At 51.8% G+C, this 25,907-nt stretch carries 20 protein-coding genes; 8 read left to right on the forward strand and 12 right to left on the reverse strand.

All coding sequences use genetic code 11. The features are described from left to right. Window positions 1–44: 44 nt before the first annotated feature. The gene (locus EDC56_RS08035; RefSeq protein ID WP_123712027.1) at window positions 45–1,217 is read left to right on the forward strand and encodes a copper resistance protein NlpE N-terminal domain-containing protein; all 1,173 of its coding nucleotides are present in this window, start codon (window positions 45–47) and stop codon (window positions 1,215–1,217) included. A 94-nt stretch (window positions 1,218–1,311) separates the two neighbouring features. Continuing rightward, window positions 1,312–2,124: a phosphate/phosphite/phosphonate ABC transporter substrate-binding protein gene (locus EDC56_RS08040; protein ID WP_123712028.1), complete on the forward strand. Its 813-nt coding sequence runs from the start codon at window positions 1,312–1,314 to the stop codon at window positions 2,122–2,124. A gap of 45 nt (window positions 2,125–2,169) precedes the next feature. Here EDC56_RS08040 and EDC56_RS08045 read toward each other — a convergent pair whose 3' ends face one another. The 3 genes from EDC56_RS08045 to EDC56_RS08055 form a co-directional block, all read right to left on the reverse strand. After that, entirely contained in the window at window positions 2,170–3,648 is a 1,479-nt protein-coding gene (locus EDC56_RS08045; RefSeq protein ID WP_123712029.1) for a BCCT family transporter, read from the reverse strand. Between the two features lie 189 nt (window positions 3,649–3,837). Continuing rightward, window positions 3,838–5,676, reverse strand: a complete 1,839-nt coding sequence (locus tag EDC56_RS08050) for an Hsp70 family protein (protein ID WP_123712030.1) — start codon at window positions 5,674–5,676, stop codon at window positions 3,838–3,840. Next, entirely contained in the window at window positions 5,673–6,188 is a 516-nt protein-coding gene (locus EDC56_RS08055) for a DUF2760 domain-containing protein (protein ID WP_123712031.1), read from the reverse strand. The genes EDC56_RS08050 and EDC56_RS08055 overlap by 4 nt, the downstream gene beginning before the upstream one ends. A 309-nt stretch (window positions 6,189–6,497) precedes the next feature. Between EDC56_RS08055 and ahpF the strand changes: the two genes are divergently transcribed. The 5 genes from ahpF to EDC56_RS08085 all read left to right on the forward strand — a co-directional run bounded on the left by ahpF (window position 6,498) and on the right by EDC56_RS08085 (window position 14,326). Next, window positions 6,498–8,090 (forward strand): alkyl hydroperoxide reductase subunit F, encoded by a 1,593-nt coding sequence (ahpF, locus tag EDC56_RS08065; RefSeq protein WP_123712033.1) that lies wholly within the window; start codon window positions 6,498–6,500, stop codon window positions 8,088–8,090. 1,459 nt (window positions 8,091–9,549) lie between these two features. Beyond that, the gene (locus EDC56_RS08070) at window positions 9,550–10,098 is read left to right on the forward strand and encodes a sugar transferase (protein WP_123712034.1); all 549 of its coding nucleotides are present in this window, start codon (window positions 9,550–9,552) and stop codon (window positions 10,096–10,098) included. 199 nt (window positions 10,099–10,297) lie between these two features. After that, window positions 10,298–11,350: a 3-deoxy-7-phosphoheptulonate synthase gene (locus tag EDC56_RS08075; RefSeq protein WP_123712035.1), complete on the forward strand. Its 1,053-nt coding sequence runs from the start codon at window positions 10,298–10,300 to the stop codon at window positions 11,348–11,350. Between the two features lie 284 nt (window positions 11,351–11,634). Further along, window positions 11,635–13,728 (forward strand): elongation factor G, encoded by a 2,094-nt coding sequence (gene fusA / locus EDC56_RS08080; protein WP_123712036.1) that lies wholly within the window; start codon window positions 11,635–11,637, stop codon window positions 13,726–13,728. 208 nt (window positions 13,729–13,936) lie between these two features. After that, window positions 13,937–14,326 carry a hypothetical protein gene (locus tag EDC56_RS08085; RefSeq protein WP_148059356.1) on the forward strand — a complete coding sequence of 130 codons (390 nt, stop codon included), beginning with the start codon at window positions 13,937–13,939 and terminating at the stop codon, window positions 14,324–14,326. A 57-nt stretch (window positions 14,327–14,383) separates the two neighbouring features. Here EDC56_RS08085 and EDC56_RS08090 read toward each other — a convergent pair whose 3' ends face one another. From EDC56_RS08090 to EDC56_RS08115, 6 genes are all read right to left on the reverse strand, one after another. Then, window positions 14,384–15,568 (reverse strand): cytochrome P450, encoded by a 1,185-nt coding sequence (locus EDC56_RS08090; RefSeq protein ID WP_123712038.1) that lies wholly within the window; start codon window positions 15,566–15,568, stop codon window positions 14,384–14,386. 7 nt (window positions 15,569–15,575) lie between these two features. Continuing rightward, complete coding sequence (locus EDC56_RS08095; RefSeq protein WP_148059357.1) at window positions 15,576–15,941, reverse strand: carboxymuconolactone decarboxylase family protein; 366 nt, start codon at window positions 15,939–15,941, stop codon at window positions 15,576–15,578. Window positions 15,942–16,004: 63 nt separating this feature from the next. Next, the gene (locus EDC56_RS08100; protein ID WP_123712040.1) at window positions 16,005–16,751 is read right to left on the reverse strand and encodes an SDR family oxidoreductase; all 747 of its coding nucleotides are present in this window, start codon (window positions 16,749–16,751) and stop codon (window positions 16,005–16,007) included. A gap of 37 nt (window positions 16,752–16,788) precedes the next feature. Further along, complete coding sequence (locus EDC56_RS08105; protein WP_123712041.1) at window positions 16,789–17,583, reverse strand: SDR family oxidoreductase; 795 nt, start codon at window positions 17,581–17,583, stop codon at window positions 16,789–16,791. Between the two features lie 50 nt (window positions 17,584–17,633). Then, a complete protein-coding gene (locus tag EDC56_RS08110; RefSeq protein WP_123712042.1) occupies window positions 17,634–19,127 on the reverse strand; it encodes an aldehyde dehydrogenase family protein in 1,494 nt (497 codons plus the stop codon). 62 nt (window positions 19,128–19,189) lie between these two features. Continuing rightward, on the reverse strand, window positions 19,190–20,080 hold the full coding sequence (locus tag EDC56_RS08115) for an NAD(P)-dependent oxidoreductase (RefSeq protein WP_123712043.1): 891 nt from the start codon (window positions 20,078–20,080) through the stop codon (window positions 19,190–19,192). Between the two features lie 125 nt (window positions 20,081–20,205). On the opposite strand from EDC56_RS08115, the gene EDC56_RS08120 reads away from it, so the two are divergent. Further along, window positions 20,206–21,354, forward strand: a complete 1,149-nt coding sequence (locus EDC56_RS08120) for a MarR family winged helix-turn-helix transcriptional regulator (RefSeq protein ID WP_123712044.1) — start codon at window positions 20,206–20,208, stop codon at window positions 21,352–21,354. A 65-nt stretch (window positions 21,355–21,419) separates the two neighbouring features. Here EDC56_RS08120 and EDC56_RS08125 read toward each other — a convergent pair whose 3' ends face one another. From EDC56_RS08125 to EDC56_RS08135, 3 genes are read right to left on the reverse strand one after another with little or no spacing between them, the layout of a single operon-like run. Continuing rightward, complete coding sequence (locus tag EDC56_RS08125) at window positions 21,420–23,438, reverse strand: acetyl/propionyl/methylcrotonyl-CoA carboxylase subunit alpha (protein ID WP_211333614.1); 2,019 nt, start codon at window positions 23,436–23,438, stop codon at window positions 21,420–21,422. Beyond that, window positions 23,431–24,264 carry an enoyl-CoA hydratase-related protein gene (locus EDC56_RS08130; RefSeq protein ID WP_123712045.1) on the reverse strand — a complete coding sequence of 278 codons (834 nt, stop codon included), beginning with the start codon at window positions 24,262–24,264 and terminating at the stop codon, window positions 23,431–23,433. The genes EDC56_RS08125 and EDC56_RS08130 overlap by 8 nt, the downstream gene beginning before the upstream one ends. Before the next feature lie 32 nt (window positions 24,265–24,296). Continuing rightward, a complete protein-coding gene (locus EDC56_RS08135; protein WP_123712046.1) occupies window positions 24,297–25,907 on the reverse strand; it encodes a carboxyl transferase domain-containing protein in 1,611 nt (536 codons plus the stop codon).

A 25,907-nucleotide genomic window follows, 5' to 3' on the forward strand; every position in this document is an offset into this window, starting at 1 on the left:
ACTGCTGTCTCTTGCCGCTCTATATCAGCGGGGATATCAATATCATGCTACAACAGCTCCGACTGCTAACCATCACACTAGCACTATTACTATCTGCATGTTCAGAGCATACCAACAAGCCATCCGATAGCGACGGCCCTCCACCGAGCGCCTTAAACGATGACCAAGAGAACAACCAACCCTCACACTACACAATATTGCAAACAGAACACATCAGACCGGGCCAGCCGATGAGCCCTTTGGCACTACTCTCTGTTGCACAGTATCAGGTGATCCAGCGTCGATACCTCAGCCAACTTGATATTGATGAGAGCCTCTATGGCGATAACAGCGCTAGCCGGGCCATCCAGCGTGAGATTCAGCGCTCAAGCAACAACAAACAACAGCCTCATAGCCAACCCATCGCTAGACTGCCCTCCTCCTCTCCCCTGGCCTCCAGCTCTTCTCTACCCCAGCACTCTTCTTCCCCCCTCACTGCTCCTTCACCCCGCCCTCTCAAGCTAGAGGCATCGACAAAGCTCACGATTGAAGAGGAGGAAGAGGAGGAACAGAGCCTTACCAACTCCGCCCTGCCAAGTTGGGCCGACCGTAGCGCACTGACTGGCGGCTACAGTGGCGAGCTATCCTGCAGCTACTGCGAGAAGCTTTCCTATGTCATCAATTTATACGATGACTATAGCTATCTACTGAAACTGAACAGCCAACTCAACAACAGCAACCGAGAGACGTTTTCTGTCGGCCTGTGGTCGCACTACCAAGACCTGCTAAGGCTAGAAACCGATGATGAGGCTCCGCTACGCTTTCGCATTCAATACCAGCCAACGTCTACGAATAAGCAGCCTGCAACAGTAGCGCTTTTACTATTAGATCCCGGCGGCCTGGTTATCAATGACCACCGCCTGGTCAGGGAAAACACCTTCCACTCCATGCAAGCCTCTGTTGTGCGCACGGGGCTCTTCAAACCCAACGGCCATGGCGAAGGTGAGTTCATCGACTGCCTAACCGAACAACGCTATCGCGTCAGCGGGGGCTTCGATAGCTGGCGCCTCAACAAGACCTATCGAGCGTTGCAAATACAGGGGGAGCACCCTATCTTGATCAGCATTCGCCTAGTCATCGAGCAGTCACCCTCAACCGCACCGCCACCACAACAAGTACTCGCCGAGCATCTGCTCGCCGCAACCGACACCATACTTTGTCCATACTCAATTCTCTAAGCCTAAGTCATTCTCCGCTCTTGCAATGCTACCGAGGCCCCCTACAATAGCCGGCACGGAACGATTCCCCCACGCCCTCTACTGATGCAGCACTATGAAATCACTCAAACTCACATCGTGTATGGCGAGCAATGCTGATGGCTTTGTAACAGCCTTAACAGAGTATCTTCGCCAGCACCTGTCGCTGCCGCTACAACTGGTGGATGACATTCCCTGGCAACAACGCGAACAAGGCTTCGACAACGGGGATATCCAAATCTGCTGGATCTGTGGCCTTCCCTACGCCTGGAAGAAAGATCGTCCGGGCAGTGCTATCGAATTATTGGCAACACCGGTACTCGAAGCTCGGCGCTACGCCGGCAAAGCCGTCTACCTCTCGGATATTGTGGTTCATCGCGACAGCCCTTTTCAGTGCTTTGACGACCTCGCCGACAGCCGCTGGGCCTACAACGAGCCGCACTCCCACTCCGGTTGCTACGTCGTGCGTAACCACCTCGCTAAACTGGGTAAAGACGGTGACTTTTTTGCTGAGATTATCGAGTCTGGCGCCCACCAAAACTCGCTACAGATGATTCTAGCGGGGAAAATTGACGCCGCCGCAATCGACAGTTGGGTACTAGAGCTGGAACTGCAAAAAATGCCTGAGCAGCGGGAGAAGATCCGCATTATCGATACCCTAGGCCCCAGTGCCTTCCCTCCGTTTATCATCTCTAAGCAAGTACCGCTGCCGCTGCGTCAACAATTACGCAACGCACTACTGGACATGCACAACAACCCGCAGGGCTTGGCGATCCTCCAGGCCGTACAAATCTCCCACTTTGCAGAGAGCCACGACCGTGACTATGACGGCATCCGTCAAATGGCTAAGCAAGCACAGCGTGCGCACTGGACTCAAGACAAGCGTTAGGCGCTATAAGGGCCTCAAACTAAGGCCCTACCTCCCCTGGCTAGGTCACTCGGCCGATCGTTGCCGCCAAAACTCCCTCACCAACATTGCCGCCTGAGCTAGCAATATCAATGTAAAGGGCAAGGCGCCAAAGATAGCGATCTGGTTATTCAATAACACATTATTTTTCAGCACCAGCGCGGTGGTGATCGCCACCAAAGTGACACTCCATATCAACTTAGAGCGCAGGCCTTCACTGCCGGTCAACATTCCCGTCACATAGATCGCCGAGTCCGCACTGGTAATCACAAAGCTCACCAGCAACACCACCGCTAACAATGACAACCATTGACCAAAAGGCAGCACATCAAAAAAGGTGAACAGACCCAGCGTGAAATTATCACCGACGGCGGCAATCACATCATTCAATACCGGTGAGTTAAATACGGCTCCGGCAAAACTGCTGAACCAGATAATCGTCGCCAGCGTAGGAATCAACATGGTGCACAATAAAAACTGTCGCACCGTGCGACCACGACTAATACGAGCAATAAAAGGCCCAACAAAAGGTGCCCAGGCAATCCACCAGACGAAATAAATCACACTCCAAGACTCGCTCCAGCCCCGCGAGGCATTATCAATCGTGAAAGAGAGGCTAGGCAGCATTTCAACATAGCGGGCGCTAGAGGAAGCAATCGTCTCAACGATGGTCAGCGGGTTGGCAAAACTGATGACCAGCACCAAAACCAGCACCATCAACAGTAGGTTGCACTGACTCATATACTTAATACCTGTCTGCAGCCCCGACGCAGAGGACAGGGTAAAAGCCAGCGCGATAAGCAGTAACAAGCCTAGACGAAACCCCACCCCACCAATACCTGCAGCAAAACTATGCTCCACCCCAGTCTGCACAAGCGCAATACTGTTTGCTAACGTGCCTGCCACGCCAAAAATCACCGCGACCACCGCCAGAAAGTCGAAAACCTGCAACTTATTCAGCTGAGTCTTACCGGTAAAGCTCGCCGAAATAGTCATCTGTCGCGAGCGATTGAAGGCAAACCACGCCATGACAAGACCGGATATCGCGTAGATTGCCCAGGCATGTAGGCCCCAGTGAAAGTAGGTCAGTGCCAGCGCTGTATCTGTCGTGTTAGCCGCCGCGACAAAAGCGGGCGGGTTCGCATAGTGCGATATTGGCTCCGCGATTCCCCAGAAAACCAAGCCCGAGCCCATCCCCGCGGCAAACAGCATCGCCGTCCAGCTGACAAAGCTAAACTCCGGTACAGCCTCTGCGCCACCGAGACGCAGACGGCCGAAGGGACTAAAGGCGATAACAAACACCAGCAGCATCAACACCGAGGGTATAACAATAAACGCCAAGCCAAACTGATGGACGGCGTAGCGGGTCACACCGGCAACAAAATTCACCAGCTGATCGGGAAAAATAAGAAACAGGGATGCGGCAACAAGACAGCAGACGAGACCAATGGCCTGTTTAGAGAAGCGCCCCGACGTGGTTTCTGCGGGACTAGATTGTGTGTTCATAAAAGAAAGTCACTACTTAGGTGCCATCGATTATAACACTGCCGATAGTGCAACAATCAACCCTCGGTTTCCTGCCGCATAGCGTGTCGGCAGCGCCCCGGCGAAGGAGCGCTAGCAAAAGCCGCCATCTAGAACACAGCTCGACAAGGTCTACACCTATGCCAAGCCGGCCATCCGCACAACAAAGACTCAGCCCTCGTCGTCGTGATGGCGTACGTTAAACTCGAGGTCATAGGTTTCCTGTGTGTTGGCGTTAACACACAACAACTGCAGTACACCGATATCGGTAAAGTTAGAGCGTAAATCGATCTCAGCCACCTCACCCTTGCGCTCACCGAGCGCCGTCTCGACCGGGTTATGCTCGATCAGCTCCCCCTCATCAAACTCGATTAACTCGCCAGGCTTATCACCCGTCCGAACAGTACTGGAGTAAAACTGAAACTCACCGGGCTCACCGGTATAGATACAGAGGCCTGCCTCGGCACCCGAGATATCGATACTCGTGCCCTCCTCCATTCCATGAGGAACCACACACATCGCGTGCATGGGCGGCTCGAAGCCCGGCACCGCCGGCTCCGCGCTCTCTATGCCAATGTAGTAACTCCGTGCACTACCGCCGCGAATGCGAATGCCCTCGCCTGCCCGCGCTAAACCAAGATAAGCGGCCCCATGCGCTACCGCTAGGTCTAACTTACCCTGCTCCAGCGCCCTCGGCTCCTGAGCACCGACATCTTCCGCCCAGCTGTAAAGTGTCTCCATGACTCTATCGCGTAATACATCGGCGTTGAATACGCCGCCATTGAACAGCACCGCCGTTGGCAGCACGGGCTGGCCTGGCTCCGGCGTCAGCTCCGGCAGCAATTCTGTCACCGCATCGGCATGCTGGTTGAGGAACTTAGCCAGATGGCGTGTAATCCCGGCATCACTAGCGTAGGGCAGCCCCTGCTCTCTAAAGCCGCGGCGTCTGGGCCGCGCCGGCATCTCGTCAGCACTAATCTCCGGGAAGAACCCCTCTAGCAATACCTGCTGTAGCGTCTCTCGCTGCAACTCAATCTTGAGCGCACCACCGATCACCGAGGAGCCTCGCCCGAGGATCGTCAGCTGCTGTGAGGCGATACTGCTATCGGCCAACATCACCTCTTTCGCTTTACGACACTGCTGAACCAGGGCCGCCATCTGCCAATCGTCGAGTTTTTTCGACTTCTCCTGCTTCAGCCTCTGTGCAACGCCATAGGCCAGCGCCAGATCCATGTTGTCGCCGCCGAGCAAAATATGCTCACCCACGGCCACACGACGCAGCTGTAACTCACCCGCTTCTTCTGTAATAGCCACCAACGAAAAGTCACTGGTACCACCGCCAACATCAACAACCAGTACTAGGTCGCCCTTTTTCAATTCTTTGCGCCAGCCATCACCCAGCGCCTCGATCCAGCTATAGATAGCTGCCTGTGGCTCCTCTAATAGATGAAGGTTTTTAAAACCCACGGCCTCGGCCGCGGCGACCGTCAGGTTTCGCGCATTCGCGTCAAAGCTGGCCGGCACACACAGCGTCACCTCTTGATCGATAAGGTCGGCGCTTGCGTCATCGCTTGCAAACTCATGATTCCAAGCCTCGCGGAGATGCGTGAGCAGCATCTTCGCCACCTCGGTCGGCGCGCGCTTGGCATCCTGTTCTGGCGAATTCGCCGGCAGAATGGCACTCTCAGGATCGATACTGTTGTGGCCAAACCAGCTCTTCGCCGAATGAATGAAGCGCGTCGGCACCTTAGCACCCTGATCGCGAGCAAAAGCCCCCAATACAACTTTATCTTCCGAGCGCCACGGTAGGTTCAGCGCACCCGCAACCAACTCCGTACCGGCGCTGATATAGGCCGTCGATGGCAACGTCTTTCTCGCCTCCACGCTCCCCGATGCCACAACTTGCGTAATGGCAAAGGGCTGCACACGCTTATCATCAGCGGCATTATCAACATAGGCCAACGCCGTATTGGTAGTCCCAAGATCGATACCGACGGTATAACGACTCATGCGCCCACCTCAACCTGTGCAGGTGCAACCACCTTTTCATCGGCGCCCTCAGCGACTGTTGGTAATTCCACCTTGCTCGCCAGCCAACCGCCATGCAACAGCGCGCCAGACAAGCTAGCACCACTCTTAATCTCACCTTGCAACTCTATTCTCGACGGGTCGAAGTCGGCGGCGACACTGACCATGCAGCCCTCCTCCTCACTCATGATTCGCTCTAACGCAAAGTGCTTATCAAGCACACCTCGGCAGCCGGCGTGAATATCTCGCACCGCCGCACCGATATCATCATCGCCATAGGCGGCAATGTCTTCTTGCAGGAAGTCGATCAGGCGCCCCTCACTCTGCAACAACGCAAGCACTTGTATGGCTGGCGCCGTGGAGACATGAAATACAGGCTTACTCTCAACCGGTGCCTGCTCTACGGTAGCGACCTCCGGCTCATCCTTCGCGAGCGCCTTATCGCCCATCAATAAAATTTTAAAGAAGTATAGAAAGGCAGTATAGATTCTCATTTTAGGCTCTCCTGGAGGGTCACTGTGCTCAATGCGTGATGCTGGCGCATGATAAGCAAATTACATCGATTTATCGACCGCTCATTACAGCTAAAGCCCACCTAAAACACCCTATCATCAAGAATTTCACCCCTGCCGCTTAACTCCCCCCCTCTGCAAGCTTTAGAAACCCATGGGCACTCTTCCATCAACCGACCAGCCGCACGATAGACAAAACCTATCGCATAAATAAAATCAAACGATTTAAGCAATAGAAAGACTCTCTCTATACTGGCTGCAATTGAACAGATACTGCCTAGGAGCACCGACATGCTAACCGCCGCCATGAAAGAACAACTCAAAACCTACCTTAACAATCTGCAGTCAGATGTCGAGCTACTGGCCTTCACTGATGACGGCCCCAAGTCAAAAGAACTCAATACCCTCGTTAACGACATTGCCACACTATCAGACAAAGTACAGGTCAAAGATGAGGCTCGCATCGATGAGCGTGTGCCCAGCATGATCGTGCGCTCCGCCACGACTGGCACCGAGATTCGCTTCGCTGGCCTGCCCATGGGGCACGAGTTCACCTCACTGGTCCTCGCCCTATTGCACAGCGGCGGACACCCAATGAAAGTGGAGCCCGAGCTCATCGAGCAGGTACGCAACCTCAGCGGCAACTATCGCTTCGAGACTTTTGTCTCCCTGAGCTGCCAGAACTGCCCCGATGTCGTACAAGCCCTCAACATGATGGCCGCCATCAACCCGCAAATCACCAACGTAATGATTGACGGCTCACTCTTCCAAGAAGAGGTCTTCAGCCACGACATTCAATCCGTACCGACGGTACTGCTCAATGGCCAGCCCTTTGCACAAGGCAGAATCAGCCTGCAGCAAATTCTTAACAAGATCGACAGCGGTGCTGAACAACGCCAAGCAGAAGCCCTAGCCGATAAAGCGCCCTACGATGTCTTGGTCGTCGGCGGTGGTGCCGCCGGTGCCTCAGCAGCCATCTACGCTGCGCGTAAAGGTGTACGCACCGGTATCGTCGCCGACCGCTTCGGCGGCCAGATGCTAGACACCGTAGGCATTGAGAACTTCATCTCGGTGAAAGCCACCGAAGGCGCCAAGCTTGTCGCCAATCTGGAGGAGCATGTTCGCGACTACGATGTCGACATCATCACCGACCAACTCGCCAACGACATTACCGAGGCTACCGAGGAAGGGGAAATGGTTACCGTCGAGCTCGCCTCAGGCGCGACACTTTATAGCCGCAGCGTCATCGTCGCCACTGGCGCTCGCTGGCGTAAGATGAACGTTAAGGGCGAAAGCGCTTACCTCAACCATGGCGTGCACTTCTGCCACCATTGCGATGGTAACTTCTATACCGGTAAAAAGGTCGCTGTCATCGGCGGCGGCAACTCTGGCATCGAAGCCGCTATTGATTTGGCCGCTATCACGGAACACGTGACGGTGCTTGAGTTTGCCGACACACTGCGTGCCGATGAGGTGTTACAGCAGCGGGCTAACGATACCGCCAACCTCACTATTATTAAGATGGCCCTCACCACAGAAGTCATCGGCGATGGCAAGAAGATGAACGGCCTACGCTACGAGGACCGCAATAGCGGTGAACAACATCAACTCAATGTTGACGGTGTCTTCGTTCAGATCGGGCTGCAACCCAACAGTGAATTCTTAGTAGATAAGATCGAACGCAACGGGCGCCAGGAAATAATCACCGACAAGAAGGGAGCGACCTCAATGACAGGCGTCTTCGCGGCAGGAGACGTCACCGACAGCCCCTACAAACAAATCATCATTGCCATGGGCTCTGGATCAACAGCAGCACTGACAGCCACCGACTACCTTGTGCGCTTCCCCGCTTCAAAAAAAGAGGTGCAAACAGAGGCGGCATAAGCTGCTGTACGCATGACTAGGGCTGACTCATAGCGAGCCAGCCCTAGCCACCTATCACTCTGACTAGTAGATCCATACGACCCAACGAAAAGCTATGCCACCCTGCTTTATAACGCCCACCAACAAAGTCTCAAAGCCCGAGGCGCGATACTGTATTCAAAGCCATCATATCGGGATGGCCAGCCAGAGCACCAAAAAGTGACGGCCAGCATATAATAACCAAAGAATCGCCCCAACGTTCAAACAAAGTTTTAAGAAGTAAAAACAAATAAAAATCGGCTGATCAACAAACCTACAACAATCCAAAATCACGACAAAAACAACTAAAAAGAGCAAGCCGCAGTAACACTGGACAGGTTATGGCTTGCATATAAACTAACAAACCGTCGGCAGAAGTCAAAACTACTATACGACAACCTGCAAATATAAAATTTATCCCGAGATATTTCCAACCCAACACACAAACCTTAAATCAAGGTTAGCAGAATAAAAATAATATTAGTATTTTTGAATAATCGAAAAACACTCAAGTGATTAGATATAATCATATTCTCCGGACATATAAACAAAGCTATTATTAGCTGGCAATCATACTTGTGACAACAGAGGGGACTCTAAATCTCGCAAGAAAATCTGCCGCCGCTGACGTAAAACGATTCGTTATTATAAGCAGTATTGGTGTGTACGGTTGCAACAGTAAAACACACCATTCCACCCTAATTCCACAGAAAACCCTCATAACACTTATTCAGAGCCAAAATATCAGACTGAGATGGGTTTAAAGTATATCGCTGACAAAACAGGTAGAGGTTGTTATCGTTAGACCGCCTTTCGTTTACGGGCATAATGCTCCGTAAAACCTCTCATCTATCTATGCGCCTGATAAAAACCTCGTCCCTCTTCCTTTTCAGCTAGTAAAAAATAAACGAAACTTCATCGCAGAACGAAGCCTTGTTGACATATTGCTGTGCCGGGCACAAAAATGCACCGGGGCATATTTTTTAGCATCAGACAGCCCAGCAATATCTACTAAATGCTTTACAAACCTAATAGCTAAAGTCTTCGACAAACCAATTATACAACACCCAGTTCCGTTACAAGCATTAAGGTGGTTTTCTTACATCACAGGAAAATCTTCAATGGCAACTCAGCCACTTGATAACCTATAGGTTGAGAGATCAAATCTAAAAATGATTTTAAATCCCCCCCTTATACAACCGAAGAAAGCATAATAACAATAAATCAATAATGTATATTTTTAAAATTCTTCGATCACCTTAGTTATCATCCTTTATATTCCATAACCTACTATTCACGCAGAAGCTATCAAACCATTTTCCAATGATATATAATCGCCCTATCGAATTCATTGTTACATTCACTCCTTTAGCACCTACCATCTACATTAGATTAACCTCAGTGCAGCTAGCTAAGCTTTCTATTAATTAGAGAAAAACAAATGATCCGCATTATCGACTTTTTGGCAGCTCTCTTTGGCCTACTTTTTCTTGGCCCTATTTTACTAATCGTTACCATTATAGGCCTATTCGACACAGGCTCTCCTATATTCATCCAAACCCGCGTCGGAAAAAACCAAAAGCCTTTTAAACTGATCAAGTTTCGCACTATGTCTGTCGAAACCAAATCTGTTGCAAGTCATTTAGCCAACAACGCCTCGATCACTACACTGGGTAGCTTTCTTCGCAAGACTAAAATCGACGAGCTTCCACAGCTAATCAACGTACTCAAGGGTGAAATGAGTCTCGTCGGCCCACGACCGAACCTGTTCAATCAAGAAGAGCTAATCCAGGAGCGTGATTCACTCGGCGTCTACAATGTACTGCCAGGCATCACCGGCTTAGCCCAGGTTCAAAACATCGACATGTCGACTCCGAAGCTGTTAGCTGAAACGGATAAACAAATGATCGACAGACTGAATATCAAAGACTACTTCAAATACATCATCATGACCGCCACGGGCAGCGGATCTGGAGATGCTGTGAAGTAAGCGTTATATTGCCAAGCCATAGCAAAGCCCACTAACCTCAGGCTCTGGGCTTTTTTTCTTTTAAATGACACTACCATACATTCTACCCTCTTCCCCATCCCGTCATTGCCGGGACATTATCTTAGATCCAGCACTAGCACCGGCCGCTTAGCTATGGCAAGCTTTTACTATTGATAACATTTCTATTTAGGCACAACTCATGACCAGTACCGACGACCTCCGGATAAAAGAGATTAAAGAGCTCATCTCACCGGAACAGCTCATCGAACAACTTCCCGTCGACGCCAATGTCGCCGCCGTGGTCGAAGATGCTCGCAGCACCATCCACAACATCCTTCATGGCAACGACGACCGTGTTCTCGCTATCGTCGGCCCCTGCTCTATTCACGACCCCGCCGCCGCGATCGATTACGCTAAACAACTCAAGGCGCTGCGTGACGAGTTAAAGGACGATGTGTTTATCGTCATGCGTGTCTACTTTGAGAAGCCACGCACTACCGTCGGCTGGAAGGGCTTGATTAACGACCCCGATCTCGACGATAGCTTTAAGATTAACAAGGGATTACAGCTCGCCCGCAACCTGCTCCTTGAGCTCAACGCTATGGGCCTGCCCGCCGGCAGTGAGTACCTTGATCTAATCAGCCCCCAATACATAGCCGACCTCATCAGCTGGGGCGCGATCGGCGCACGTACGACCGAAAGCCAGACACACCGCGAGCTCTCCTCCGGCCTGTCCTGCCCCGTTGGCTTCAAGAACGCTACCGACGGTGATATCCAGGTTGCCATCGATGCCATTAACTCCGCCTCACAACCACATAACTTTCTCTCCGTCACCAAGGGTGGTCGCTCCGCTATCTTCACCACTGGCGGCAACGAGGACTGCCACATCATCCTGCGAGGCGGTAAGCACCCGAACTACGACATGTTCTCCGTCGACGATACCTCGGCAATGTTGGAGAAGTCAGGCCTCAAGGCGCGCATCATGATTGACGCCAGCCATGCTAATTGCCGCAAGATCCCTTCGCGCCAAATCGACGTGGCTAACGACATCGCCAGCCAAGTCGCCAAGGGCAGCGAGGCGATCTTCGGCATCATGATTGAAAGCAACCTTGTTGAAGGCCGGCAGAATGTCATTGAGGGTAAGCCCTTGACCTACGGTCAGAGCATTACCGACCCCTGTATTAACATCGATGACACAGCTATCGTATTGCGTCAACTAGCCGCCTCCGTGCGTCAGCGTCGCCAGCGCTAAGCCGCTAATCTTCGCTAGCGCCCTGCGTTAGCGAGATATCCCCCCCTCCACCAAGCTTTTTTTCATATATTTATCGCAGTTAGCCATCTGTTAATATTCTCGACAAACATTCCTAAACAACTGATTGAAAAGGGAATTAGCTGACACCCTCAAGCTATCATTGAGTCTAGGTCAGGCTTTATAGCCCCTGAGTTGCTCTATAGGTAAAAAAAACGATAATAATGTGACGCTACAATTGGTACAATCTGCGCCGAATTTTCTGTATCCAATTTATGAGTAAAACAATGGCTGATTTATCCCTTTATAGAAACATTGGTATCTTCGCCCACGTTGATGCCGGTAAGACGACAACAACTGAGCGTATCCTGAAGCTTACAGGTAAAATCCATAAGACCGGTGAAGTACATGACGGTGAGTCAACCACTGACTTCATGGAACAGGAAGCCGAGCGCGGTATTACTATCCAGTCAGCGGCGACAACCTGCTTCTGGAAAGACCACCGCATGAACATCATCGATACTCCTGGCCACGTTGACTTCACCGTTGAAGTTTATCGTTCGCTGAAAGTATTGGACGGCGGTGTTGGTGTCTTCTGTGGCTCTGGTGGTGTTGAGCCTCAGTCTGAAACCAACTGGCGCTACGCTAACGACTCTGAAGTTGCCCGTATCATCTTCGTCAACAAGCTTGACCGTATGGGTGCTGACTTCCTTCGTGTCGTTGGACAGATTGAGAACGTATTGGGTGCCAACCCAATGGTAATGACGCTACCTATCGGTATCGAAGAGAACTTCACGGGTCTTGTTGACCTGCTTTCTCGCACCGCTTACCAGTGGGATGACTCGGGCCTACCTGAGAACTTCGAGATCATCGATATCCCTGCTGATATGGCTGACCAAGTTGAAGAGTACCGCGAGAAGTTGATCGAGATGGCTGTCGAGCAAGACGACGACCTGATGGAAGCTTACATGGAAGGTGAAGAGCCTTCTATCGATGACATCAAGCGCTGCATCCGTAAGGGTACTCGCACCATGGACTTCTTCCCGACTTACTGTGGTTCTGCTTTCAAGAACAAGGGTGTTCAGCTCATTCTTGACGCTGTTATCGATTACCTTCCTTCACCAACAGAGGTTGACCCACAGCCACTGACTGATGCAGAAGGTACACCTACCGGTGAAGTAGCAAATGTTACTGTCGATGAGCCTTTCCGCGCACTTGCCTTTAAGATCATGGATGACCGTTTCGGTGCCCTGACCTTTATCCGTATCTACTCTGGTGTATTGAACAAGGGTGACACCATCCTTAACTCTTTCACCGGTAAGACTGAGCGTATCGGCCGTATGGTTGAAATGCACGCCGATGAGCGTACTGAGCTAAGTACCGCTCAGGCTGGCGACATTATCGCTATTGTCGGCATGAAGAACGTACAGACAGGTCACACCCTTTGTGATCCAAAGCATGAATGTACACTTGAGCCAATGGTCTTCCCAGAGCCTGTTATCTCTATCGCCGTAACACCAAAAGACAAGGGCGGCGTTGAGAAAATGGGTATCGCTATCGGTAAGATGGTTGCTGAAGATCCTACCTTCCTCGTTCACACCGACGAAGAGTCTGGCCAGACTATCCTCCGCGGCATGGGTGAGCTTCACCTAGACATCAAGGTTGATATCCTGAAGCGTACCTACGGTGTTGATCTTGAGGTTGGCGAGCCAATGGTTGCCTACCGTGAAACCATCACCCTCGAAGTTGATGACAGCTACACACACAAGAAGCAGTCTGGTGGTTCTGGTCAGTTCGGTAAGATCGACTACCGTATCAAGCCCGGCGAGCTGGGTTCTGGTTTCACCTTCGGCTCTAAGGTTGTCGGTGGTAACGTACCTAAGGAATTCTGGCCTGCTGTTGAGAAAGGCTTCAAGAGCATGATGGATACCGGTCCTCTAGCTGGCTTCCCTGTTCTCGATGTTGAGGTTGAGCTTTACGACGGTGGCTTCCACGCCGTTGACTCCTCGGCTATCGCGTTCGAAATCGCTGCAAAAGGTGCCTTCCGTCAGTCTATGCCTAAAGCCGGTCCTCAGTTGATCGAGCCTATCATGGCTGTTGATGTATTCACTCCAGACGACCACGTTGGTGACGTCATCGGCGACCTTAACCGTCGTCGCGGTATGATCAAGGACCAAGAAGCTGGTGTTTCTGGTGTTCGTATCAAGGCTGATGTACCGCTATCTGAGATGTTCGGTTACATCGGACACCTACGTACTATCACCTCTGGTCGTGGTCAGTTCTCTATGGAGTTCGCACACTACAGCCCTTGCCCTCAGAACGTAGCCACCAAGGTTATCGAAGACGAGAAGGCACGTCAGGAAGCTAAGCGTAAGAAGTAATATTCTTACGACTTAATGCTTTACTAAAAAGCCCGCTGGCTCAACCCAGCGGGCTTTTTTGTGCACGCTAGAAATATCTTTATACTATATATACACCTTTATTTGCGCGCCTAAGTCAAAGTGGTATAAAAAACCGACAGTTGCCCGTCTTTTCTAAACGGTGTATTTTATACCAGTCAGTTTTGCGACTATTAAAGGAATAATTAGTATGATTAAAAGACAATTGACCACTCTTACGCTACCCGTTGCCCTCAGCCTATTAATATCAGGCTGTGAATCAATACCGACAATGAGTAAAGATGACAGCAGTAAGAAAAGCAATACAGAGACCGTACAGCAAGAGCAGGCTAAAGCACCCGCTGGAAGCAAATTTGCCAAACTCAGCGTAGGCATGAGTAAAACGCAAGTTACCGACTTGATCGGTATCTGGAGCGACTACGAAGTTTACAGTACTGGCAAAGCCTACATCCCTTTCTATCACGGTAAAGATAAGGTGCGTACAACGCTCTACTACAAGAACGAAGGCATCATTGTTATTGGTGGCAACGATCGTGTTGTGTCAATCAACTATGACGCCAAGGAAGACGGCTACAAATAAAAAGCAAGTTAGCTAAGCACTAGCCCGCCCCAACGCACTCTGCTGGAGCGGTCTTTCTTATCGCGCAAACCTCACCTTCATCTGACTAAAACCACGTACATTGCCAGAGTGCACGCGCACTAATGAATCCTCATCGATGCGGTAGCTTCGATAAGCTTTGAACAACTCCTCCATACAGACCCGCCCCTCTAGTCGCGCCAATGCCGCCCCCAGGCAGAAATGCACCCCTTTGCCAAAGGCAATATTATTACGGAAGTCACGGTCAATATTATATTGCTCAGGCCGCTCAAAAAATGACGGATCGCGATTCGCCGCACCGATCAACAGCGCGACCTTCACTCCTTTGGGGATGGTGACGCCATGCAGCGTGGTATCTTCCATGGTCAGGCGATAGAGGATCTGCGAGGAGCTATCAAAGCGTGTCGTCTCCTCGATCCAGTTCGGTATATTGCCATGGTCCACCTGTACTTTAGAGAATTCACTAGGGTACTTCTGCCCCCAATACAAAGCGTTAGCCAGAAGCTTCGTTGTGGTCTCATTGCCAGCGACACTCATTAAAAACAAGAAGCTGACAATCTCTTCATCGTCTAAACGCTCCCCGTCTAGCTCAGCCGTTAGCATCGAAGTCGTTAGGTCGTCGCCATGACCAGTCTTACGTCGCTCCTTCACCATGTCGCCAAAATATCCCAGTAAGCCGAGAGAACCCTCGATTGCCTTAGGGGGGATATCTGGGGAGCCGTCAACACGCTCAATTAAGTCATTCGCCCAGCCGCGAATCATATCTCGGTCGCAAGCAGGCACACCGATCATTTCGCTGATAAGATCCATAGGGACTTTACCGGCAAACTGCTCGATAAAATCAACCTCACTATCCTCAGGGAAGTCGGCGATATATTGCTGGCACATGCGCTGCAATATCGGTTCCTGTTCGATAATACGGCGTGGCGTGAAGACTTTCCGCACAATGCCTCGAACCGCCTGTTGCCGCGGTGGATCCTGCCCCAGCATCGAGAACACCTTGCTCACATCCGCACTCACATTCTCTAGGGCGACACCGGCGCTGCTTGAGAAGACCGGCCAATTCTTAAAGGCATTCACCACATCTTCATATCGTGACAACGCATAGAAGTTTAACGACGGGTTATGGTAGACCGGGTGCTCTTCACGCAACTGTTGATAGATAGGGTAAGGGTCATCATGAAAAGCCCAGTCATACGGGTTAAATAGTTCAATATTGCTCATAAGACACCTATTGCTCCTTAAATTCTTTCGCTAGCCCCATCAGCGACATCCGCAGCCTGGATGCCTTGGGGTAACCAACATATTGCGTCATGAAACGAATGCCTTCCTCGAGCTGCTCATAACTAAGCTCGCCCCGTGTCATCGCACACTTCGCTTGAATGGTGAAAGTCATCTCCTCTCCCTGGGCAATAATGGCTCCCAGTAACATCAAGCGTCGCTGCTCTATCGATAACGTACTATTAGCCCATAACTCTCCAAACAAGTTTTCTAACATTGCATCGAAGAAACTGTCTTCCCCCTCTGCTGGCGGCTCCGGCAAGGTATTGCAGTAAACCGTTTTATACATCTCCAAACCTATCTGACGTTTCGACACTTGCGCCTCTCCTGTTTTATTTATCTCTGTCGCCACCAACGGATAGCAAATTGCAGCCCAACGCTACACTCTCATATACTGACCGCCATCAACACTCATCACCTGCCCTGTCACCCAGGACGCCTCATCAGAGAGCAAAAATAGCACGGCCTCCGCCAAATCCTCCGGCGTACCTAAACGAGAAATAGGCATACCCTTGGCAATTTCGTCAGCATAATCACCCGCGACATTGCGTAGCGCTTTTGTTTCAGTAGGCCCCGGCGCAATTGCGTTAATACGGATTTTTCGCCAGCCAAGCTCACGTGCTAACGAGCATGTAATACCATTGACGGCGAGTTTAGCTACCCCATAAAACCCCATGTTCATCCAAGCCGCTGTAGACGACTGATTAACAATCGCACCACCACCGCGTTTATCCATATGCGATACCACGGCACGCGTCATAATCAGGCAACCATGGGCATTAACACGCATAAATTTCTCAAGGTAGTCCATGTCCACATCGAGATAACCTTGGACCTTCATCTCACCAAAAATAGCTGCATTATTTACCAGGTAGTCAATGCCACCAAAAGCTTTCACCGCCTGTTCACAGCAAGCCGCTGCCGAGTCTTCACAGCCGACGTCGGTTTTAACAAAAATAGCCTGGCCACCAGCAGCAATAATTTCATCGACGACACGCTGCCCTTCCTCGACATTGAGGTCAGCAACGACAACCTTCATGCCGCGCTGGGCAAAACACCTGGCATAGCCCTCACCAATATCACCACCGGCTCCGGTCACCACGATAACTTTATTATTAAAGTCCATGTTCATTCCTGTATGTATTAAGCAAGGTGATAGTTATTTAAAAAACCACTTTATCGATGCGATGGCTCGGGCGTATTTCCAACAAATCGATAGAGACGCCCTTTGGGCTAGACAGGCAATACAGCACACTCTCGGCGACCTGCTCCGGCGTCATGCCGTCGTAGGTGTACGGGCCAAAATCTTGCCACTCCTTTAACGCCTCACCTAAGTGATCAAAATCAATGCCTGAAGAAAAGTCTGTCTCCATCGAGCCACCTGGCCGCACAATACTGACACCAATATCATCCCCCTGAAGCTCTCGTCTTAAGTCTCGCGAGTAACGCTCAACAGCAGCCTTCGTCGCCGCATAGACAGACATGTGCACCATCTCATCGTGATGGTAAGCTGTCGCCGAAGAGACATTGATAATACGTGCGTTTGCTGCATGACGTAAAAAAGGAATCGCCGCGCGGGTGCAATACACCGTGCCTAGCAAGTTAGTGTTGATCTGTAGTTTGATATCGTCATCGCGCATCTTTTCAGTTTTCGCAACACGGCCTAAGCCAGCATTGTTAACCAGCCCATCAAGCCCGCCAAAGTGCTCGGCAACCTCGGTCACTGCCGCATTCACTTCCTCACTTTCTGCCACATCAGCCCTTGCAGTAAAAAGCCGACCTTGGCGCGAGGAATCTTGTGCACACAAAGCATTAACAGCTTCCTTCATTGCCTCCTCTCCACGCCCCAAAACCCCCACCTTGGCTCCTGCATCCAGCAGCATGGTTGTCATCGCCAAACCAAAGCCCTTCGAGCCACCTGTAACAATAAAGATTTTATCCTGTAATACTCCTTGCACAGCACTCTCCTCAATGTGTCTTTTTATTTTTTAATCGAATCAATACGACATTACGCGCCGATGGCAATCGTCTTCGTCTCTAAGTATTCAGCAAACCCCTCTGCACCCATTTCACGACCGATACCGCTTTGTTTATAGCCACCAAAAGGTACATCGGGAGCCAGAAAGTTACCGTTATTAACGTTCACGATACCGGCACGAATGCCTCGAGCAAATGCGATCGCACGCGCCTCGTCGGCAGAGTTAACCACCGCGCCTAAACCATACTGACTATCGTTGGCAATACGCAGTGCATCCGCTTCGTCGGTATACGGTATGATCGTCAACACCGGCCCAAACACCTCTTCGCGCGCCACACAAGTCGTCGCCGTTTCATCGACGAAGATCGTGGGCTGTACATAGAAGCCCTGCAGTAGTTCGTCTGGAGTTCCCCCGCCTTTAATCAATCGCGCCCCCTCTTGCTTCGCCTGCTCGATCATCGATAGCACACGCTGACGCTGACGCTCATTAATCAACGGCCCCATAATCGCCCCCGGTGCCTCCGGGTCGCCATAACTAATAAAATCGAAGTAACTGCACAGCAACCCTTCAACCTCTTCGAGACGCTGCTGCGGTACAAGCACACGCGTGGCAATCACACAGCCCTGGCCCGCATGAAAACACACGGCGAGACAATTCAATAATGCCGAAGAGAAATCGGCATCGTCTAATAAAATATGCGGTGACTTACCACCAAGCTCTAAAAAGACTCGCTTAACACTACCACTGGCATCACTCATCACCTGCTTGCCGACCGCCGTCGAGCCAGTAAAAGACACTACGTCGATGCGCGGGTCTCGGCACAACAAGCCTCCTAACGTCTTTGCATTATTGGCCGTCAAAACATTAAACACGCCGGCAGGCAGTCCACACCCATGTGCAATACGACCCAACAATGCCGCCGACCATGGGGTATCCGGTGCCGCTTTCAACACCACGGTACAACCCGCCGCCAACGCCGGCATAACCTTAGCGAGAATAATTTGTAGCGGAAAATTCCATGGCGTGATCGCCGCAACCACCCCCGCAGCCTCCTTGCAGACAAGCCGGCGGCTCGTGCTACCGAGCGAGTTCAACGTATACTCACCTAAGTCTTGCTGCCACTCAAATTGCTCCAGGTAATCGAGACACCAAGTTGCCATCTCGACCGGGCCATTGACCTGTACCGTCTCGGCGTTATGGCGTGTCGACCCCGCCTCCGCTACGACTGCATCCTGTAGTGGCTTCAGCTGCCGCAGCATCGCCCGCTGAAAACGACGTAGACACTGTAGGCGAAAGGCGTGGTTCGTCGACCAATCTGTCTGATCAAAAGCGACTCTCGCCGCGACGATGGCAGCCTCGCAATCCTGCGCACTTGCATCTGCAGCAATACCGATGACCTTGCCCGTAGCGGGCGAAATGTTGCTGTAGTGTGAGTCAGCAAACTGCATTTGACCGTTGATATACAGTCTCGCTTCGCCATATAGCGGCTGCTCGACATTACCATCCCTACTGTCCACGCCCATTTTTTTACCTATTCATTAGGTTAATTTTTTATTCAACACTAATCTGTATCGTTAGCAACGTTCTATTCCCGCAAAAAGGTCGCGCGTATCTTCTCTCGTACGAGTTGTGTTGCCGCCAATGGCTGCGAGGATTGTTCCGCGAGGGTTAAGGCATGCTCAAGATCTTTCTCCGCAAGCCCCGCAAACGGGCCCATCAACGCAGCCATATCCTCATCGCTACACCCCTGAGCTAACATCTCTCGATTACTAATAAAACGCTGCATCTGTGCTGTCACCACACCGTTGATTTCACCCACATGCAATAGTTGCTCAAGTTTCAAGCCGTTTGCCTCAACCAGCGCTAGGGCTTCATCAACGGCCACGAAAGCTGCGTAAGTCATCAGGTTATTAGCAAGTTTCAACACGATGCCGCTCCCTACCGGGCCCGCATGCAGAACCTCTTTCGCTGCCGCACCATAGCAACGAGCAAGCAGCCGATAACCCTCCTCCGATGCTCCGACCATATAACATAAGGTGCCATTCTGTGCTCCCTCGGCACCACCGGTGACCGGGGCGTCGACCAGAACAATCCCTCGCTCGGCTGCCTGTGCACTCCATCGTAAAATATTGTCCCGTGTTACCGTGCTGTGGATCGCGATAACAGCGCCCTCGGCTAGGACCGACAGTAAGCCCGACTCCTTCGCTGCGCCATGCAGAAGCGCATCAACATCATCGTCATCGCGAACGCAGACACCCACTAACTGGCAACTAGAAAAGTCTGTTATTCCATCACAAGCTGTTGCGCCCTGTGCTGACAGCGACTTCATTGGTTTAGCTATATAGTCGTAAACCCGTAAGGCCGCGCCTTGCTCAAGCAATGTCTCATGTAATTTTAGTGCCATCGGCTTGCCGATATTACCTAGGCCAATAAAGCCTATTTCTGGGAGCGACTGATTATTCTGCCCTGACATCATTCGATCTCTTATTTATTTTAATGCGTAGCAGTGTAATCAGTCTGCGGGAAATTAGTCAATAAATACTTATTGTCAAAAAGCGTGTTTTCTGTACACTCACCCATAGACTCTAAGCGGCATCCCCAATGACGACAAAACAGCGACAAACACAACAACTCATCGAACTTGATCATCTTTATCGCTGTAATTATATCCGCCATTTATTGGCTCTATCCCACCACTTTCGCTCACAGCTGATGCACCACCTGCGCGAGCAATGCGGTTTCAGCGCCCTGCGCATAAACTGGGAGCCAATGCTTAGCCTTCCCGGGCGCGAAGGCATACAGATAGGCAAGCTGGCCAAAAGCATTGGTATCTCTAAACAAAACTGTGATCAGCAACTACGCGCCATTGAACGGGCGGGATTTTTACGTCGAAGCCAAGATCCAAACGACCGGCGCGCAAAACGTGTAACGCTCACTCAAACTGGCCGCGCCGTCGTCGATCAGGCGCAGCAACAGCTTCACCAACTCGACGCCCAGCTCAATGCGTTACTTTGCAAAGAGCAGCGACAACAACTATGGGACAGTCTCTACGCACTGAACCTTTACTACTTAGAAACAAGCCCTGCCCCCAGAGCAGAAAAACAACTCGCCACTGTCGCACTGTTAATCCGCCTCGCCAGCCACAGCCAGCGCCACCTAATGCAACTGACTCAAGCTGCCGGACACAATCAGCTACAGCTCTCCTACGAGCAAGTACTGAACCATATTGGCTTACAGGGCGCCACCATCACTCAGCTCGCTGAGGTTAACGATGTCAGCCAGCAAGCTATCGTACGCATCGTCAATGAGCTCGAAGGGTTGAGCTATGTCGGACGCATCGCCCACCCCCAACGTGCACGCAGCAAGCTCATCGTGTTAAGTGATCGTGGATTAACACTGCTACGCGATGCGAATAACGCCATGGAGCAGATACAACAGCTATGGCAAACTCGTATCACTGCAACAGACTTTAATAATTTGCAGCAATGCCTACTCAACGGCTATCGCCAGCTCGCACCAAAAGATCTCATCGAGGGCGACGACCATGACATCAATATCTTCGTTAACGACAAGACCAACAGCAATAGCAGCCAACAGCAATTACTCGCCGCTATCCAGTCGATCATCAGCACAGATAGTCCAGTCGATGAAGAGGGTCAAAACTTATTATTACAGCACCTCGGCCACCGTGATGGCCAACAATTTATTCGCCTGCTAGGTCGACTTAGAGACAACAGCAGAGCTGGGTAATAGAATTAAATAACACCGTTCAAATGTCATTTTAATAATGATCGATTACAGGCTAGCACGGACTCTCACTCCGCCTTCAACGCCACCAATACAGCGCCTTCCTCGACCTGCTCACCGACAACAGCATAAAACTGATCAAGCCAACCATCACAATCAGCCTTAATGGTGTATTCCATTTTCATTGCCTCCATCACGAGCAAGCGCTGCCCTTTACAGACGGCCTCGCCAGCCTCAACCAAACACTCAATGATACGCCCCGACATCGGCGCACAGAGCCCAGAAGCCTCCGGCGAAGACACTGCTCCGTCACGCATCAACGGATCAGATAACAAGAAACAATAACTCTCCGTAGCGGCAAATAACTGAATTTTATCAGCCTCAAAAATCAGCTCAATACTCTCAATCACGCCATCGAACGAAGCCTGCAGCCTTGCTTCCGCCCCTTGCCGCCTTGTCCATCGCCCACTCACCAGACAGGGCGTTCCATCCTCCTCTGTAGCCATCAAATAACCGTCATCTCTCTGATCGACCCTTACCACAAACTGCTTTCGCTGCCACCACAGCGAAATTAATTCTGGCTCAGTTCCACCTAACCGAAAACGATCATAACGCTGCCAAGGGTCTGATGACGAGCTCTCTCGGCGCAACATAATCGCCAACACCGCCATAAAAACAATGCGTTTCCAGGCAGTATTATCACGAGCTAACAGCCTTGCTAAATTATCCTCAATAGTATGCGTACTCATCTGCTCATCAACAAAGGCCGGCAAACACAGCAGGCGAGCCAATAGCCGCTTATTATTCTCGACGCCAATCACCTGCCATTCGGCCAACGCCCTTTTCGCTATGCTAATCGCCTGCCTACGATCACTTCCCCAGCAGATCAGCTTCGCCAATAACGGGTCGAAATCACTAGTCACCTCATCACCCGCCTCGACACCGCTGTCCAAGCGCACCCTGCGCCCCAGCGATGGCGGCCGCCAACGGTGCAGCCGACCACAGGCGGGCAGGAATTGTTGCTCGATCTGCTCTGCATACAGCCTCAACTCAACAGCATGCCCCTGATGACTTATCGATGCCTGAGAAAAACCCAAGCACTCTCCCTGTGCAATGCGCAATTGCCATTCAACAATATCGACGCCGGTGATCATCTCTGTCACAGGGTGCTCTACCTGTAATCGCGTATTCATTTCCATAAAATAGAACAACGTCTTGGCGCCACCCTGGTGCATTAAAAACTCCACCGTGCCGGCACCAACATAGCCTACTGCTTCGGCGACGCGCAACGCCGTCTCACCCAACGCTTTCCTCACCGCTGATGTCAAACCCGGCGCCGGCGCCTCTTCGATGACCTTCTGATAGCGACGCTGTAGTGAACAATCACGCTCATAGAGATAGCGACCATGGCCTAACTGATCAAACAGCACCTGCACCTCGACATGGCGAGGGGCTGGTAAATATCGTTCTAGCAACAAGCGATCGTCTGCAAAGCAAGCGCCTGCGACACGTCGAGCCTCCGCCGCCGCCGTCAAGAAATGTTCGAATGAGGTAACAATTTGCATCCCCTTGCCACCACCACCGGCGACGGGCTTGATCAGCAATGGTAAGCCAATGCGTCTCGCCTCAGCCAACAGCCTACGATCAGACTGATCATCACCGTGGTAACCCGGTAGAAGCGGAATGCCCGAGTCCGCCAACAATGCCTTAGCGCGAGACTTATCCCCCATACTGTCGATCGCCTGCGCCGTCGGGCCGATAAAGATTAATCCCGCCGCGCAGACCGCATCGGCAAACGCTGAGTTCTCACTCAACAAACCATAGCCAGGGTGAATTGCATCGGCGCCGGAACGAACCGCCGCAGCAACCACCGCTGCAATATCAAGATACGCAGCAAGCGGAGCTGTCTGCTGCTCGACAATTAACTCTATCGCCTCATCGGCACTGCGCACATGTAGCGCCCCCGCGTCACTGGGGCTGTAGACAGCGACACTAACGACTCCCATTTCTCGCGCTGTTTTCATGATTCTGACCGCAACTTCACCGCGGTTAGCAATCAATAAACGTTCAATTCGTCGGTTACTCACGACGCTCTCCTGCAGCTTGGCGTGATTTTCTATATTCACTGCTCCGGTCAAACTGCGCTGAACGCCCTTCAAGAAAGGCGCTCAACCCCTCTTGCCCCTCCGCCGATACGCGCAGTGTCGCAATCAGCTGGCAACTCTGTTGTGCGTAATTTCTTGCTTCAGTCACCGGATAACGGCCAAGTAATTGCTTCGTCGCGGCAATAGCCTGTGGCCCGCAAGCCAGTATCTGCTGGCAGTAGCCAGCCACCACCTGCTCCAACTCCTCCTCCGCAGCCAGCTGGTGAACCAACTGTAGTTGAAGCGCCTGCTGGGCGTCGATCACCTCCGCACTGAGGCAATAACGCCGCGCCTGGCGCAGGCCGATCGCCTCGATAACATAGCGCGATATCATTGCGGGGCTAATACCCAGCTTCACCTCACTCATACAGAAACGACTATGGTCACTCGCCACCACCATGTCGCAGCAACAAAGTAGACCTAGCCCACCACCATAGGCTGCCCCCTGCACACGGGCGATAGTCGGTACGGGAAAAGCGTTTAACTGTGCTAGCAACGCCGCCAAGCTCTCCGCTACAGCGAGGTTTTCATGGCGCTCTGCGTGTAGCTGCTCACGCATCTCGACAAGGTCTGCACCACTACAAAAGTGACGTCCCTCCCCTTGAAGCACCAAAACACGCACCGTCTCGTCAGCCGCCAGCATCTTCAAGTGCTCACTAAGCTGTTTGACCATCTGCCGGTTCAACGCGTTGTGTTGTGCCTGTCGGACCAAGGTCAAACGCGCCACACCTGTGGCCTCCATATCAAGCCTCACCTCTGCGCTACTCATCAACACTCCCTCCAGCCAACAAAGCTACATACCTACATGCGAAACACGCCAAAGCGGCTTTGCACGCTGTCTCGCCCGCGTGTTGCTGCCAGCGCCAATGCCAGCACCCGACGCGTATCTGCCGGATCAATAATGCCATCGTCCCATAACCTTGCGCTGCTGTAGTAAGCGTCGGACTGCGCAGTGTATTGCTGCTGCAGAGAATCTTTATAGCTCTCTTCCTCAGATTCCCCCCACGCCTCACCACGGGCTATCATCGCCTGGCGCCTAACCAATGCCAACACCCCCGCCGCCTGCTCTGCCCCCATCACGCCGATGCGCGCATTGGGCCACATAAACAGAAAATCCGGATCATAAGCCCTGCCACACATACCGTAATTACCGGCACCAAAACTGCCTCCGATCACCAACGTAATCTTCGCTACTTTCGCGCAGGCAACCGCCATCACCATTTTCGCGCCGTGCCGAGCGATTCCTTCCGCCTCATATTTTGCCCCGACCATAAAACCCGTGATGTTCTGTAAAAATATAAGCGGCGTATTACGCTGCGCACAGAGCTGAATAAAATGCGCACCTTTCTCTGCAGACTGAGCAAACAGCACCCCATTATTGCCGACGATGCCGACCTCCATACCGTGCAAGCGAGCGAAGCCACAGACCAAAGTCGAGCCAAACAATTGCTTAAACTCATCAAAAACAGAGTCGTCGACAAAACGCGCAATCACCTCACGGACATCCAGCGAGCGGCGTAACTGGCGAGGGATCAAACCATAGAGCTCAATAGCGGGGTAACGTGGTGGTTCACTACTCGAAAAGGTTGAGTCACCTTCAGAGGGTGGTAATCTCGCCACCATCCCCCTCAGCAGCTCAAGTGCATGCGCATCATCTTCTGCTAAGTGATCGGCAACACCCGATTCACGGCAGTGCAGCTCACCACCACCGAGTTGCTCCGCACTGACCTCTTCACCCGTCGCCATCTTAACCAGCGGCGGCCCAGCCAAGAAGATTGTGCCTTGGCCACGAACAATAATTGCTTCATCGGACATCGCTGGCATATAAGCTCCACCGGCGGTGCAGGAACCGAGCACCGCCGCCAATTGAGCAATGCCCTTCGCCGACATGTTGGCCTGATTATAAAAGATACGTCCAAAATGCTCTCGGTCCGGAAACACCTCATCCTGACGGGGCAAATTGGCACCACCGGAGTCAACCAGATAGAGGCAAGGTAAACGGTTCTGTTCGGCAACAGCCTGGGCACGAAGATGCTTCTTCACCGTCAAGGGGTAGTAGCTGCCGCCCTTTACCGTCGCATCGTTAGCGATGATCATACACTGTCGACCACAGACTCGGCCGATACCGGTAATTAAACCAGCGCAGGCGACCTCTTCATCATAAACTCCTAGCGCTGCTAAAGCCCCTAGCTCAAGAAAGGCGCTACCGTCATCGAGTAATGTATCGATGCGCTGGCGTGGTGGTAACTTACCCCGCTGTCGATGCCGCCGCATCGATGCCTCACCGCCACCTAACGCAATCCTCGCCAACTTAGCTCGCAGCTCATTAACCAACTGCCGCATAGTTTCTCTACGTTCATCGTAGTGCAGCGGGGGCTGCTGTTCATTCAATTCACTCTTTAATATTGGCAT

The sequence above is a fragment of the Sinobacterium caligoides genome, from assembly GCF_003752585.1.
Lineage (GTDB): Bacteria > Pseudomonadota > Gammaproteobacteria > Pseudomonadales > Sinobacteriaceae > Sinobacterium > Sinobacterium caligoides.

Coding starts and splice junctions, on each gene's coding strand:
- EDC56_RS08120 (WP_123712044.1), top strand. CDS start 20,206: ATGACGACAAAACAGCGACAAACACAACAACTCATCGAACTTGATCAT.
- EDC56_RS08115 (WP_123712043.1), bottom strand. CDS start 20,080: ATGATGTCAGGGCAGAATAATCAGTCGCTCCCAGAAATAGGCTTTATT.
- EDC56_RS08040 (WP_123712028.1), top strand. CDS start 1,312: ATGAAATCACTCAAACTCACATCGTGTATGGCGAGCAATGCTGATGGC.
- EDC56_RS08075 (WP_123712035.1), top strand. CDS start 10,298: ATGACCAGTACCGACGACCTCCGGATAAAAGAGATTAAAGAGCTCATC.
- ahpF (WP_123712033.1), top strand. CDS start 6,498: ATGCTAACCGCCGCCATGAAAGAACAACTCAAAACCTACCTTAACAAT.
- EDC56_RS08035 (WP_123712027.1), top strand. CDS start 45: ATGCTACAACAGCTCCGACTGCTAACCATCACACTAGCACTATTACTA.
- EDC56_RS08055 (WP_123712031.1), bottom strand. CDS start 6,188: ATGAGAATCTATACTGCCTTTCTATACTTCTTTAAAATTTTATTGATG.
- EDC56_RS08100 (WP_123712040.1), bottom strand. CDS start 16,751: ATGGACTTTAATAATAAAGTTATCGTGGTGACCGGAGCCGGTGGTGAT.
- EDC56_RS08110 (WP_123712042.1), bottom strand. CDS start 19,127: ATGGGCGTGGACAGTAGGGATGGTAATGTCGAGCAGCCGCTATATGGC.
- EDC56_RS08130 (WP_123712045.1), bottom strand. CDS start 24,264: ATGAGTAGCGCAGAGGTGAGGCTTGATATGGAGGCCACAGGTGTGGCG.
- EDC56_RS08090 (WP_123712038.1), bottom strand. CDS start 15,568: ATGAGCAATATTGAACTATTTAACCCGTATGACTGGGCTTTTCATGAT.
- EDC56_RS08045 (WP_123712029.1), bottom strand. CDS start 3,648: ATGAACACACAATCTAGTCCCGCAGAAACCACGTCGGGGCGCTTCTCT.
- EDC56_RS08070 (WP_123712034.1), top strand. CDS start 9,550: ATGATCCGCATTATCGACTTTTTGGCAGCTCTCTTTGGCCTACTTTTT.
- EDC56_RS08050 (WP_123712030.1), bottom strand. CDS start 5,676: ATGAGTCGTTATACCGTCGGTATCGATCTTGGGACTACCAATACGGCG.
- fusA (WP_123712036.1), top strand. CDS start 11,635: ATGGCTGATTTATCCCTTTATAGAAACATTGGTATCTTCGCCCACGTT.
- EDC56_RS08085 (WP_148059356.1), top strand. CDS start 13,937: ATGATTAAAAGACAATTGACCACTCTTACGCTACCCGTTGCCCTCAGC.
- EDC56_RS08135 (WP_123712046.1), bottom strand. CDS start 25,907: ATGCCAATATTAAAGAGTGAATTGAATGAACAGCAGCCCCCGCTGCAC.